General features: G+C 65.9%; 12 protein-coding genes. 1 reads left to right on the top strand and 11 read right to left on the bottom strand.

The genetic code is table 11. The features are described 5' to 3' along the window. The first annotated feature begins 97 nt into the window (after window positions 1-97). A complete protein-coding gene (locus AABA51_RS01730) occupies window positions 98-2,341 on the top strand; it encodes a molybdopterin-dependent oxidoreductase (protein ID WP_338273800.1) in 2,244 nt (747 codons plus the stop codon). A 217-nt stretch (window positions 2,342-2,558) separates the two neighbouring features. Here AABA51_RS01730 and AABA51_RS01725 read toward each other — a convergent pair whose 3' ends face one another. The 11 genes from AABA51_RS01725 to AABA51_RS01675 all read right to left on the bottom strand — a co-directional run bounded on the left by AABA51_RS01725 (window position 2,559) and on the right by AABA51_RS01675 (window position 13,230). Then, complete coding sequence (locus AABA51_RS01725; protein ID WP_338273798.1) at window positions 2,559-3,488, bottom strand: aminotransferase class IV; 930 nt, start codon at window positions 3,486-3,488, stop codon at window positions 2,559-2,561. 51 nt (window positions 3,489-3,539) lie between these two features. Next, on the bottom strand, window positions 3,540-4,271 hold the full coding sequence (locus AABA51_RS01720) for a winged helix-turn-helix domain-containing protein (RefSeq protein ID WP_338273796.1): 732 nt from the start codon (window positions 4,269-4,271) through the stop codon (window positions 3,540-3,542). After that, window positions 4,268-4,954, bottom strand: a complete 687-nt coding sequence (gene phoB / locus AABA51_RS01715; RefSeq protein ID WP_338273793.1) for a phosphate regulon transcriptional regulator PhoB — start codon at window positions 4,952-4,954, stop codon at window positions 4,268-4,270. Before phoB ends, AABA51_RS01720 begins: the two co-directional genes overlap by 4 nt. A gap of 11 nt (window positions 4,955-4,965) precedes the next feature. Next, window positions 4,966-5,682, bottom strand: a complete 717-nt coding sequence (gene phoU, locus AABA51_RS01710; protein WP_338273791.1) for a phosphate signaling complex protein PhoU — start codon at window positions 5,680-5,682, stop codon at window positions 4,966-4,968. A gap of 24 nt (window positions 5,683-5,706) precedes the next feature. Then, window positions 5,707-6,504, bottom strand: coding sequence for a phosphate ABC transporter ATP-binding protein PstB (pstB, locus tag AABA51_RS01705; RefSeq protein WP_277825915.1), 798 nt, complete (start codon window positions 6,502-6,504; stop codon window positions 5,707-5,709). Window positions 6,505-6,524: 20 nt separating this feature from the next. Next, window positions 6,525-8,264: a phosphate ABC transporter permease PstA gene (pstA, locus tag AABA51_RS01700; protein WP_338273789.1), complete on the bottom strand. Its 1,740-nt coding sequence runs from the start codon at window positions 8,262-8,264 to the stop codon at window positions 6,525-6,527. Then, the gene (gene pstC, locus AABA51_RS01695; protein WP_338273787.1) at window positions 8,264-9,832 is read right to left on the bottom strand and encodes a phosphate ABC transporter permease subunit PstC; all 1,569 of its coding nucleotides are present in this window, start codon (window positions 9,830-9,832) and stop codon (window positions 8,264-8,266) included. Before pstC ends, pstA begins: the two co-directional genes overlap by 1 nt. A gap of 101 nt (window positions 9,833-9,933) precedes the next feature. Next, window positions 9,934-10,983, bottom strand: coding sequence for a PstS family phosphate ABC transporter substrate-binding protein (locus tag AABA51_RS01690; protein WP_338273785.1), 1,050 nt, complete (start codon window positions 10,981-10,983; stop codon window positions 9,934-9,936). A gap of 189 nt (window positions 10,984-11,172) precedes the next feature. Further along, the gene (locus tag AABA51_RS01685; protein ID WP_338273783.1) at window positions 11,173-12,222 is read right to left on the bottom strand and encodes a permease; all 1,050 of its coding nucleotides are present in this window, start codon (window positions 12,220-12,222) and stop codon (window positions 11,173-11,175) included. A 55-nt stretch (window positions 12,223-12,277) separates the two neighbouring features. Next, entirely contained in the window at window positions 12,278-12,595 is a 318-nt protein-coding gene (locus AABA51_RS01680; RefSeq protein ID WP_338273781.1) for an ArsR/SmtB family transcription factor, read from the bottom strand. A 53-nt stretch (window positions 12,596-12,648) separates the two neighbouring features. Further along, entirely contained in the window at window positions 12,649-13,230 is a 582-nt protein-coding gene (locus AABA51_RS01675) for a VOC family protein (RefSeq protein WP_338276381.1), read from the bottom strand. Window positions 13,231-13,337: the final 107 nt, after the last annotated feature.

Genomic DNA, 13,337 nt, shown 5'->3' with positions numbered 1-13,337 from the left:
AAGTGATGCCCCTGCCAAAAGGCAGGCGCAAGGCCCCCCTCCCGCAGCGCGCCGGGCCCCGCTATAGAGACGGCAGATGACACCAGAGAGACGCCTCATGGACGACACCGCCCGCCAGACCCGCGTGACCTCCAGCCATTGGGGCGCCTTCGAAGTGGTGACAGAGGGCGGGCGCATCGTCGAAACCCGCCCCTTCGCCCCCGATCCGGCCCCGCCCGCGATCCCCGCGATCCTGCCCGCCGCCGTCCATCATGCCTCCCGCGTCGCCCGCCCCTCCATCCGCCGCGCATGGCTTGCCAGCCGCGACCGGTCGGGCCGGGGCGATGGCGATTACGTCACCCCCCCTTGGGACGAGGCGCTCGACATCGCGGCCCAGGAACTCGACCGGGTGCGCAAGACCCATGGCAATGGCGCCATCTACGGCGGCTCCTACGGCTGGGCCTCGGCCGGGCGCTTCCACCATGCACAGGGGCAGGTGCATCGCTTCCTCAATTGCATCGGCGGCTATGTGGCAAGCTTCGGCAGCTATTCCACCGGCTGCGCGCAATCGATCATGCCCCATGTCTTCGGCGAGAATTTCCTGACGCTGACCTACGAGGTGCAAGACAGCTACGCCACCATCGCCGCCCATACCGAGACGCTGGTCATGTTCGGCGGCATCAACCCCAAGAATTTCATGGTCTCCATGGGCGGCATCACCGAACACCAGACCGCCGGTTGGTTCGACCGCTTCGCGCAAACCGGCATGACGCGCATCAACATCGGCCCCCAGCGGAGCGATGCGCCCGACGGCTGCGACTGGCTCCCCTGCCGCCCGGGCTCGGACACCGCGCTGATGCTGGCGCTCGCCCATGTGCTCGAGGAGGAGGGGCTGACCGATCACGCCTTCCTCGACCGCTACACGACCGGCTGGGACCGCTTCCGCCCCTATCTGATGGGCGAGGATGACGGCAGTCCCAAATCCCCCGAATGGGCCGCGCCGCTGACGGGCGTCAGCCCGAAAAAGGTGCGCAGCCTCGCCCGCCGCATGGCCACGACCCGCACGCTGATCACCGTCGCATGGTCGCTCCAGCGACAGGAACATGGCGAACAGCCCTATTGGATGTCCGCCACCCTCGCCGCGATGCTGGGCCAGATCGGCCTGCCCGGTGGCGGGGTCGGCTATGGCTACGGGGCGATCGGCGGCATCGGCAAGGATTTCAAACCCATCGGCGGCATGACCCTGCCGCAGGGCCAGAACCCCGTGCCCGACGTGATCCCGGTGGCCCGCGTGGCCGACATGCTGCTCAATCCCGGCGCGCCCTATGATTTCAACGGCGAACGCCGCCTCTATCCCGATATCCGGCTGGTCTATTGGGCGGGGGGCAACCCGTTCCACCACCATCAGGATCTCAACCGCCTGCACCAGGCCTGGCTGCGCCCCGAAACGATCATCGTCAACGAACCCTGGTGGACGCCCACCGCCCAGCGCGCCGATATCGTCTTTCCCGCCACCACCCCCTACGAGCGCGAGGATATCGGACGCTCGCCGCTCGACGACTACCTCTTTCACATGCCGCAGCTGATCCCGCCCGTGGGCGAGGCGCGCGACGATTACGCGATCTTTTCGGGACTGGCCGACCGCCTCGGCGTAGGCCAGACCTTCACCGAAGGCCGCGATCCCGCCGCATGGATCGCCCATCTCTATGCCGGGCTCATGGACCGGGGCCGCGCCGCCGGCATCGACGTGCCGACGCTCGACGAGCTTCGCGCGCGCAACTGGGTCAAGCTCGAGCTTGCGACCGACGAACAGCCCAAACCGATCCTGCGCCGCTTCCGCGCCGATCCGACGGGCGCGCCGCTCAAGACGCCATCGGGCAAGATCGAGATCTTCTCGGAACGGATCGACAGCTTCGGCTATCCCGATTGCCCCGGCCACCCGGTCTGGCTGCCCCCCACTGAGTGGCCGGGCGCGGCCACGCAGGCCACGCCCCTCCACCTCGTCTCGCCCCAGCCGGGCGACAAGCTCCATTCCCAACTCGAAGCAGCACTCGCCGATGTCGACGGCGCGCGGCCCGAGACCATTCTTCTACATGAACAAGACGCAAACCAGCGCGGCATCGCCAGCGGCGATTTGGTCCGCGTCTTCAACGCCCGCGGCGCGGTTCGCGCGCGGGCGCGGGTGACGGGCGACATCGTGCAAGGCGTCGTGGCGCTGCCCACCGGCGCATGGGTCGGCGGACCGGGCCAGAACATGGACGCCAACGGCAATCCCAATGTGCTCACCCGCGACGTGGGCACCTCGCGGCTGGGCCAAGGCACCAGCGCCCATTCCGCCCTGGTCGAGGTGGAACGCCTGTAAGGGGGGACGCAAAACTGCAGTTTTGCGTCCCGGAAATCTCCAGATTTCCGTCCGGGAAAACCCGGGTTTTCCCACCCGTTTTCCTCGAGGAAAACGCCCCCGCGCTGTGCTGACCCGGCATCACCAAGAAAAAATCCGCGCCACACGCCCCGCTCTCAACCTTTCGTCAAGATCGCGCGAGTCGTCTTAACCCCGCCGTCATACCTGTGACCGCGCGTTAACCCTGTTTGGCGGCGACATACTCGGCCAAAGCCCGCTTGTAGAGCGCCTGTATCCGCGCCGTCACCGGCCGCGATCCGTCGCCCACGGGCTTGCCGTCGATCGCGGCCACCGGCGTCTGCGCGCCGAAGGTTCCGGTCAGAAATGCCTCCTCCGCACCCGCGACCTCGAAAAGCGAAAAGTTCTTTTCGAAGACCGGAATGCCATCGGCCCGGCACAGGTCGATCACCTTCTGCCGCGTGACGCCATTCATGCAGTAATCGCCCGTGGAGGTCCAAACCTCCCCCCGCCGCACGATGAAGAAATTGCAGGCATTCGTCGTGTTCACGAACCCATGCGGGTCCAGCATCAGCGCCTCGTCCGCGCCCGCCTGTTCCGCCTGAAGACAGGCCAGAACGCAGTTCAGCTTGGAATGGCTGTTGTATTTCGCATCCTGGCTCATCGGCAAACCGCGCACCTGCGGGACGGTGGCCAGCCTTATGCCCGCGCTCGCCAAGCGGTCCACGGGCTTGGAATGTTCCATGATGATCACCAGCGTCGGCCCCGAGCGCGACAGCGACGGATGCTGGAAGGGGCGCACCTTCACCCCCCGCGTCAGCATCATGCGGCAATGCACATCCGTGACCATCCCATTGGCAAGACGCGTTTTTTCCAGCGCCTCGAAGATCCCCTGACGGTCCGTCCCCACGTCCAGACCGACCGCCTTGCAGCTGTCGAAAAAGCGATCCATGTGCTCTTCGAAAAAGGCCCAGACCCCGTCGTAAAGCCGCATCCCCTCCCACATGCCGTCGCCCAACAGGAACCCGCTGTCATAGACCGACACGGTCGCCTCGGCCCGCGGCTTCAGCGCGCCGTTGACGTAGATCAGGATGTCGGCATTGCGCGGATCTTCCAGCGCGTCATGGGTGGTGGCATGCTCGGTCTGCATCTTGGCCCTCCTCGGCGATGGCCTCAGGGATGACGCGCGCCGGGGCGCGGGTCAACCTGTTGCAGGATCAAGGATATAGCCCTCGCCCCTGACGCTGCGCACCGGATCCTGCCCCAGCGCCGCGCGCAACCGCCGCCTGGCCCGGTTCAGCTTCACATCGACCGTCCGCAACCCGTTCATCGTTTGCGCGCCATAGGCCATCCCGAGCAGCGCCTCGCGCGACCAGACCTTGCCGGGCGCATCGAACAAGGGCCCGATAAGCCGCATATCCTCGAGCGACAGGGTCGCCTGGCCCGTCCCGTCCGACAGGGTCAACCCCGCCTCGTCCAGCACGATGCCGCCCACCCAGCGCCGCCCGGCCAGCGCCACCGGGCGGCAGCGCCGCATCAACGCGCGCAGATGCAGGGTAAAGCCGTTCAACCCGCAGGCAGGGTCCAGCGGTGCAAGCTCGATCCGTGTGGGCGTCATGTCCTGCACGCCATCGGGCAATCCATCCCTGCCCAGAACGATCACCCCCAGCGTGGCGCTCCGCATCACCGCGCAGAGCCGCTCGAACAGGGCCGGGTCGGGCAGACCGCCGATCAACACGTAATCGGGCCGGGTTTCGGCCACGGCCTCCACCAGCGCCGCCTGCCCGTCAGAGCGCACCAGATGCGCCAGCCTGTCGCCCGCCCCGGACAGGAACAGCGCGACCCCAGGGTCGCCCAGATCGGCAACGCCCTTCAGGGGTTCGGCCAGATGCAGGATATCGCCCGTTTCCGGCAGCACGGCGGCCCCGGTCACCCCAGCGCGTAACCCGCGCCGCGCACCGTGCGGATCGGGTCGCCGTGATCGCCTGCCTTCAACGCCTTGCGCAGCCGGCCGACATGCACATCCACCGTCCGGCTGTCGACATAGATGTCCCGCCCCCAGACCCGGTCGAGCAATTGCTCGCGGCTCCAGACCCTTCCGGGGCGTTCCATGAAGGCCGTGAGCAGGCGGAATTCGGTCGGCCCGAGGCTCAATTGTTCCTTGTTGCGATAGACGCGGTGCTCGGCCAGATCGATCAGGATATCCTCGAATTCCAGCCTTTCGCCCACGGTCGCGGGCCGCACCCGGCGCAATTGCGTGCGCAGCCGCGCCAGCAATTCCGCCACCGAATAGGGCTTGGTCACGTAATCATCCGCGCCCGTTTCCAGACCCCGAATCTTGTCCACCTCTTCGGACCGGGCCGAGAGCATGATGATCGGGATGCGCGCGGTGTCCGTGCCCATCTTGAGCTGGCGGCACACTTCGATCCCCGAGACATGCGGCAACATCCAGTCCAGCACGATCACGTCGGGCGGCGTCTCGCGCACCATTTCCAGCGCGATGTCGCCCGCTTCGGCGGTCATCACCTGGAACCCTTCGGCCTGGATGTTATAGGCCAGCACCTCGCGCTGCGCCGGTTCATCCTCGACCACAAGCACCAGCGGTTCGCCAGCCATCGCCCCGCTCCTTACTTGGGCTCGCCCGCGTCATGCGCGGTGCGATCCTGCTTGGGGCGGTCATCCTCGGGCATGTCGCCGGTCACCAGGTAGATCACCTGCTCGGCGATCGAGGTCACGTGGTCGCCCATGCGCTCGATGTTCTTGGCCATGAAATGCAGGTGCATGCAGGTGGTGATGTTGCGCGGATCCTCCATCATGAAGGTCAGGTATTCGCGGAACAGCGCCGAATACATCTGGTCCACGTCGATGTCGCGGGCGCGCACATCGGCGGCCAGCGCCACGTCGCGCTGGATATAGGCGTCGAGCACGTCCTTGAGCATCAGCTCGACCTGCCGCGCCATCCGCCGCAACGAGGCGCCCGTGCCGTTGACCGGGGGCTGGTCGATGATCGTCTCGGTGCGCTTGGCGATGTTCTTGGCGTAATCCCCGATCCGTTCGAGGTTCGTCGACACGCGGAACACGGTCAGCACGGTGCGCAGGTCCGACGCGATGGGCTGGCGCTGCGCGATGATGCGCGCGGCCTCGTCGTTGACGCTTTCGTCCAGCGCGTCGATGGCCCTGTCGCCCGCGCGGACGGCGCGCGCCAGCTCCAGGTCGCGGGTTTCCAGCGCCTCGGTCGCCTTGGCGATGGCTTCCTCGACCAGGCCACCCATGCGCATGATCTGCGCCTGGATCCCCTCCAGATCGCGGTCGAAGCCGGAAACGATATGTTCGGAATGCGCCATGATACCTGCCCTGTTCTTACTGCCTCAGCCGATCCGGCCGGTGATGTAGCTTTCGGTCCTCGGATCCTCGGGATTGGTGAAGATCTTGGAGGTTTCGCCGAATTCCACGAGGTTCCCGAGATGGAAGAACGCGGTCTTCTGGCTGACGCGGGCGGCCTGCTGCATCGAATGGGTCACGATCACCACCGAATAGCTCTGCCGCAATTCGTCGATCAATTCCTCGACCTGCGCCGTCGCGATCGGATCGAGCGCGGAACAGGGTTCGTCCATCAACAAGACCTCGGGGCTGGTGGCCACCGCGCGCGCGATGCACAGGCGCTGCTGCTGACCGCCCGACAGGCCGGTGCCCGGCGCATCCAGACGATCCTTCACCTCGTTCCACAGCGCCGCGCGCCGCAGCGAGCTTTCGACGATCTCGTCCAGCTCCGCCTTGTTGCGCGACAGGCCGTGGATCTTGGGGCCATAGGCCACGTTGTCATAGATCGACTTGGGGAACGGGTTGGGCTTCTGGAACACCATGCCAACCTTGGCGCGCAGCTGCACCGGGTCGACGCGCTTGTCGTAGATATCCTCGCCGTCGAGGATGATATCCCCCTCGACCCGGCAGATGTCGATCGTGTCGTTCATCCGGTTCAGACAGCGCAGAAAGGTGGATTTCCCGCAGCCCGACGGCCCGATGAAGGCGGTGACGGTCTTGTCCTCGATATCGACATCCACGTCCTTGATGGCGTGGTTCGCGCCGTAAAAGACCTGCACCTTGCGGGCCTCGATCTTGATGTCCTTGGTATTCACGCCGCGCTCCGTCATCCGCATGTCGTTCATGTTGGCATCCTCCATCGGCTTTACCACCTCCGCTCGAACTTGCGCCGCAGGAGGATCGCAAGGATGTTCAGGGCAAAGAGCAAAAGCAACATCACCAGGATCGCGGATTGCGCGAGGCCCTCGCGCACCGGCGCGTCCTGGTTCTGGGCGAAAAGATAGACCACGGTCGGCATCGACTGCGCCTGCTCCAGCAGGCCGCCCGAGAAGGGCGAGGACAACAGCGCCGCACCGGTCGACACCGACAGGCCGATCAGCAGAAGCGGCGCGGTTTCACCCAATGCTTGCGCGATGCCGATGATCGTGCCGGTCAGGATGCCGGGGGCGGCCAGCGGCAGCTTGTGGTGGAACACCATCTGCACCTTGGACGCACCCACGCCCAGCGCCGCATCCCGGATCGAGGGCGGCACGGCCTTCAGCGCCGCGCGTGTGGCGATCACGATCGTGGGCAGCGTCATCAGCGACAGGACGATCCCGCCCAAGAGCGCCGTGCCCCGGATCGAATTGCCAAAGCCGAGGTCCATCAGCGTGAACAGGATCGCCGCGCCAAGGATACCGAAAACGATCGACGGCACGGCGGCAAGGTTGGCGATATTGATCTCGATGAAATCGGTGAATTTGTTCTTCGGCGCGAATTCCTCGAGATAGATCGAGGCCGCGACCCCGAAGATCAGCGAGAAGACCAGAACGACCAGCATCATGTAGGCCGACCCCATCAGCGCCGGACCGATCCCCGCGATCTCGCCGCTTTGCGAATAGGGATTGATGAAGAAATGCCAGCGAAAGGCGTTGTCGATCAGGCCCGCATCTTCCATCGCATCGACCAGCGCCAGTTGTCCGATGTCGAAACCGGGCGGCATCTGCGCCGTGCCGATCCCGGTCAATTCGCCCGACAGGTAGCGTGTGACGGCGATGTCGATGGGCACGCCCACGGATTCGGTCGTGCCGACCAGATCGGGGTTTTCGACCAGGCGGTCACGCACATCGCGGCGGTTGGTGGCGTAGATCAGCGAAGACAGCGCCGCATCGTCGAATTCGCCGGGCTGGCGCAACGCGCCCGCCGCATCCAGCAGCGCCTGCTGATAGCCCGTCGCGTTCAGCGCCGCGACAGCATCGGCCCCGCCCGCCGCGTCGATGGCGGCCACGACCTCGGCCGCTTGCGCAAAGCCCGCCGTGCCAAGCGCCTCGGCGGCCGTGTCGCGCGCAGCCTCCGCCGCCGCCGCGTCATCCCCGCCCAAGGCGCTGGCCGCAGCCCGCAAGGCGCTGCCCGCCTGCCCCAGAACGCGCGCCGCATCACCCGGCGCGCCTGCGCCCGCGATCACCTCGGCCCCGCCGGTCAGACCCACGGCATCAAGCGCGTTCAGCGCCTCGACCACCCAGCGGCGTTCCACCGTGCCTTCGATGTCTATACCTGCGTTTTCCAGCGTCATCCGCAGCGAATTGGTGAAGATCCCCCGCTCGAACCCGGTCCGCAGGTTGATGCCCCCGATCTCTTCCGGGTCGACCGGACCGCCATCGGGGTTCAGGATCGCGGGATCGTAATACAGCTCGATCTGCGCCTGGTACTGGAACAGCGCCGGCACACCGCGCGACACGATGGACCATAGCAGAACCGCCAGGAAGAACAGGACCACGGAAATCGCGCCCAGCCCCAGCCAGCGCAGGGTCGCGCCCGCACGGTGGCGTTTGCGCACCAGCGCCGATTGCGTCAGCAACGAGGATTTGGGCGCAGGCTTGGCCCCGGACAGGCTGGCGTCGGACATCAGTCGTACTGCTCCCGGTATTTGGCGACCATGCGCTGGGCGACAAGGTTCAGGCCCAGCGTGATGAAGAACAGCGTGAAGGCGAGCGCAAAGACCGCCAGCACGTCGATGGAGTCAAAGCCCGACCCTTCGCCGGTCAGAACCGCGACGATCCGCGTCGTGACCGTGACGACCGCACCAAAGGGGTTGGGCTCCAGCCCCTGCACATTCGACAGCGCGCCTGCGGCCAGAACCACGATCATCGTCTCGCCGATGGCACGCGACGCGGCCAGAACAACCGCGCCGACGATACCGGGCAGGGCTGCGGGCAGGATCACCTTGGTCACCGTTTCGGCCTGCGTGGCCCCCAGCCCCAGCGAGCCATCGCGCATCGCCTGCGGCACGGCGTTGATCACGTCATCGGACAGGGACGAGACAAAGGGCACCAGCATCATGCCCATCACCACACCCGCCGTCATGACCGACACGGTATTGGGCATGACCGTCGCGCCCACGACCGCCTGAAGGAAGGGGCCGATCGTGATCAGCGCAAAGATACCATAGACGATGGTCGGCACGCCCGCGAGGATCTCGAGCGCGGGCTTGACCCAGGCGCGGACCCATTTCGACGCGAATTCCGACAGGTAGACCGCCGCCAGCAATCCCAGCGGCACCGCCACCAGAAGCGCGACCAGCGAGATGTAGAGCGTGCCCCAGATCAGCGGCAAAAAGCCCAGAACGGATTCGTAGGCCCCGTCGCGCCCTTCCGGAATGCCGACAACGTCGCCCGCAGGCGCCCAGGCCATGCCGAACAGGAAATTGAACAGCCCGTATTCCCGGAAAAAAGTGATCGAGGGGACGGTGATAGCCGACAGGATGGCGATGGTGGTCAGGATCGCCATGGTCGAGGCAAAGACAAGAAAGCCGAGGATCCAGCGCTCGACCGCGATGCGGGCACGGAACTCGGCGGAAATGGCACGCAGCGACAGGCCGAAACCGATCAGCGCCAGCGCCAGCGCGGCGATGGGCCCGATGGTGGCAATGGCGCGGTTGAAGCCGCGCAAATCCTGCGCAACCGTCAGCATACCTTGCGTGATGCTCGCGCCCACGACCTGACCGTCGGCGCGCAGCCGCTCCTGCAGGGGCGCAAGATCGGCGCGCCACCGCTCGATATCCGCCTCGGTCGCATTGCCGTTGGCGATATAGCCGTCAATGGCCACAGCCAGCCCCTTGACCGAGGCCACGAACTGCGTGCGCAGCACGTCTTCGCGGATCTCGATCTCGCGGTCGGTCAGGCCTTCGCGTTGCTGAAAGGGAACCTGCACATCGACCAGGTCGTCCGGAATGACATTGCCGACATAGATGTTGGACACCACGCCCGAGCCGAATGCCCAGACCATGATGAAGATCAGCGCCGGGGCCGCCGTGGCGAACACCACGTGCCAGCCGTGCTGATTGGGGCGCGAATGCAGCGTGCGCGGGGCGGCGGCGGCGATGCGCGCGGCCCGTCCGCGTCCGAGGATGTAGCCCGCAACGGCCAGCGCCGTCACGATCAGCAGAACCAGGGGAAAGGTCAGCACAGCGCCCATCGGAAGACTTTCGATCTCGTATCGGGCGACAGATCCGCCCTCAGGTGGGATGGGCGGCCCCCGTTGTCAGGGGCCGCCCGGTCGTCTGGATCAAGCTCGGTTCAGCGCAGCGCTGCGACCATCGCCTGCGTTTCCGCCAGCGCCGGGTCGGGCACCAGGCCGTATTCGGACAGCGGGCCGCCGGGGCCTGCGATCTCGTCCGAGATGAAGAATTCGACGAATTCCAGCAGGCCGGGGATCACGCCGATATGCTCCTGCTTCACGTAGAACTGGAGCGGACGCGACACCGGGTATTCACCCACCGAGATGGTCTCGGTCGAGGGGGTGACGCCGGACATGGTCGCAACCTGCAGACGGTCGGTGTTGTTCTCGTAGAAGGACAGGCCGAAGACGCCGACGCCCGTGGGGGTCGAGTCGAGGTTGGCCAGCGTCTGGGTGTAATCGCCTTCGATGTCGACCGAACGGCCATCGGTGCGGACAGCCATGCAGGCTTCCTCGGCGGTGTCTTCGTCGACGCCAGCCGCGATCATCGCGTCAAAGAAGCCGCCCTGCTCGCAGCCGTCCAGCAGAACGCGCTCGTCAAAGACTTCGCGGGTGCCGTGGTTGGTGCCGGGGATGAAGGCGTTGATTTCCTGGTCGGGCAGGTCGCCTGCGACACCCAGCGACTGGGCGACGGCGGCCACTTCGGCCCAGGTGGTCAGCGTGTTGGGAACCAGCGCGCCATCGATGAAATGCTCGGCGGCCAGCGCGATGTGCCAGTGGATCGGCTCGAACGCGAAGGAGGGGCCGTTGATGTCCGAGGCAAAGACGATGCCGTCATAGCCAAAGCGCACTTCGATCGGCGTGACGCCTGCGGCCATGCAGGTTTCGCGCTCGGTCGCGCTCATCAGCGAGGACGAGTTGGCGATGTCGATCGTGCCTTCGCCGACGCCTTCGCACAGCATGCGACGGCCGGTCGAGGAACCGCCACCTTCAACGACGGGGGTCGCGAAGTCGGTTTCCGCGCCGAAGGCTTCGGCGACGATGTTGGCATAGGGCAGCACGGTCGAGGAACCGGCGACCTGAACGTTGCTGCGCGTCTGGGCCGAAGCGGCGACAGCGGAAACCGCGAGAACCGCGATGACAGCCGTGGAAAGCTTGAGGTGAGACATGACTTCTCCTGATATCTGTTCCGGACGGCAACCGTCCTTGACCCGCTGCCTAGTCGTGTTCGGTGACGCTTATTCAACAGTTTTGTAACAGGTTTGTGACAATGCACAGGGCATCGACCCAGCCCCCGAAGGGACTGCGCAAGAAACTGTTTCAATTGCATATTTTCTGACTTTGCGCGCGGCGCGGACCTAGATCGAAACCCAGATCTGGAACAAAAGACCCGCCGCAAAGGCCCCGCTCAGGGACAAAAGGATGTAGATCGCAAAGACCTGTGGCCGCGCCAGCGCCCAAACCGCCATGGCGGCGGGAATCGATGTGACACCCCCCGCCACCAGAAAGGCCATGCCGGCCCCCGGTGCCATGCCCTGATCGATCAATCCGCCCACCAGCGGCAGGGCGGCATAGCCGTTGAGATAGGCCGGAACCCCCACCAGTGTCGCCGTCAGGATCGGCATCACCCCCGTGCCGCCCAGCAGGGCGGTGACGGTTTCGGCGGGCACCCATGCCAACATCAGGCTTTCGAGCAGAAAGGCCAGCGTCAGCCACTTGGCCAGAAAGACCGTGGTGCTGGCCGCCGTCTTGCCGAATTTCGTGCGGCGCTCCGCCTCGGTCCAGAACCGCCAGACCACGGGCTTGGGCGCGCGCACCCGGGCCCCGCCGCAGCCGCCATTGCCGACCCCCTCCCGCAGCGGGTCCGACAGCGCGCCGCCCCGCGCCAGCACATGCACGACCGCGCCCCCGAATACACCCAGCCCGATGGCCGTGACCGTCTTGGCCACCGCGAATTCCAGGTCCAGCACACCCGCCGTCAGCACGAACATGGACGGGTCCATGATCGGGGAGGCCAGCCAGAACGCCATCACCGCCGACAGCGGCACCCCCATCGCCAACAGCGCCGCGATCAGCGGGATCACCCCGCAGGAGCAAAAGGGCGATATCCCGCCCGCCAGCGCCGCAAGGCCGATCATCAGGATCGGCGCCCCGGTAAAGGCCCGCGCGATCAGGTTGTCCGCCCCCGTCGCCCCCGCCCATGCCGCGATGGCGATGGACAGAACCAGGTAGGGCGCGGTGCGCATCAGCGCATCGCCCGCGAAACCCGCGCTCTCCCACGCCTGCCCCGGATCGAAAACGGCAAGCGCCAGCAAGATCAGGCAAGACGCCAACCAGACACGCTGCCCCCGCCAGATCTGACCCAGGGCCGCCCGAAACCCTGCACGGGGAAGGCTGACATCCGTCATCGCGATATCTCCGGTTTTATGGTTGCATTTGCGCGAAAAAAACCGCGGTCGCGGATCATGCCGCATCCTCCGCGCGGTCGAGCGTGACACCGACACAGCATTCCGCCGTCAGAAAGGACACGACCCGCCGCATCGCCGCGTAATCGACATGGTTGAACACCTCGCGCCCCCGCTTGTCCTGCAAGACAAGGCCCGCATCGACCAGAACCGACAGGTGATGCGCCAGCGTCGAGGGGGCCAGCCCCAGATGCTCGGCGATATCGCCCACGCGCAAACCCGCCTCTCCCGCCTTCACCAAAAGGCGAAAGATCGACAGCCGGGCCTCATGGCCAAGGGCGGCAAGCGCGCGGGTCTGGTGCTGGATCTCGGTCATGGCGCAAAAATAACCAAAAATCCGGTTTTGTCGAGACGAAATCGCAGGGCCCGTCACCAGCCCTTGCGCGCGCCCCGGTCCTGCGACAGCGATCTTTGCCCGCGTTCGACCAGCGCCTCGATCGCATCGGCCAGATGCACCTTGTCGATGTGGTGATCGCCGCGCGCCACCCGGATCTTGTGCGCCTCCAGCATCACATCGGCATGGCGGCACCCTTCGGGCGGTTCGAACCGGTAGCTCGCCAGCTCGATCCGCAGGCCCAGCGGATCGCGGAAATAGATCGAATCCATGAAACCCCGGTCCACCGGCCCCGAATGTTTCACGCCCCGCGCATCCAGCCGCGCCGCCACCTGCCAGAATGTCGCCTGGCTGACGTTGAGCGCCAGATGATGCAGCGACCCCACCGCCTCGGGCACGGGCTTGCCCGTGGGCTTGCGCGCCTCGTTGGTAAAGATCGTGATCAGCCGCCCGTCGCCCGGATCGAAATACAGATGCCCCTCGCCCGGATTGTCGAGATTGGGCTGATCAAAGACGAAGGGCATGCCCAGCACCCCCTCCCAGAAGTCGATGGAGGTCTGCCGATCCGCCCCGTTCAGCGTGATGTGATGCACGCCCTGTGTCTGTATCTTTCTCAATTCCGTGTCGGACATCGGGCCGCCTCCTGTCATTCCTTGCAAACCCGAACATAGGCCAAAAAACGCACCCGGTCCCGTGCGACGGCGCACAGGAGCTGTTTTCGGGA

This window comes from Roseicyclus marinus, assembly GCF_036322625.1.
Lineage (GTDB): Bacteria > Pseudomonadota > Alphaproteobacteria > Rhodobacterales > Rhodobacteraceae > Roseicyclus > Roseicyclus marinus_A.
The sequence above is the reverse complement of the archived record's forward strand: the minus strand, read 5'-3'. Positions and strand labels throughout refer to the sequence as shown.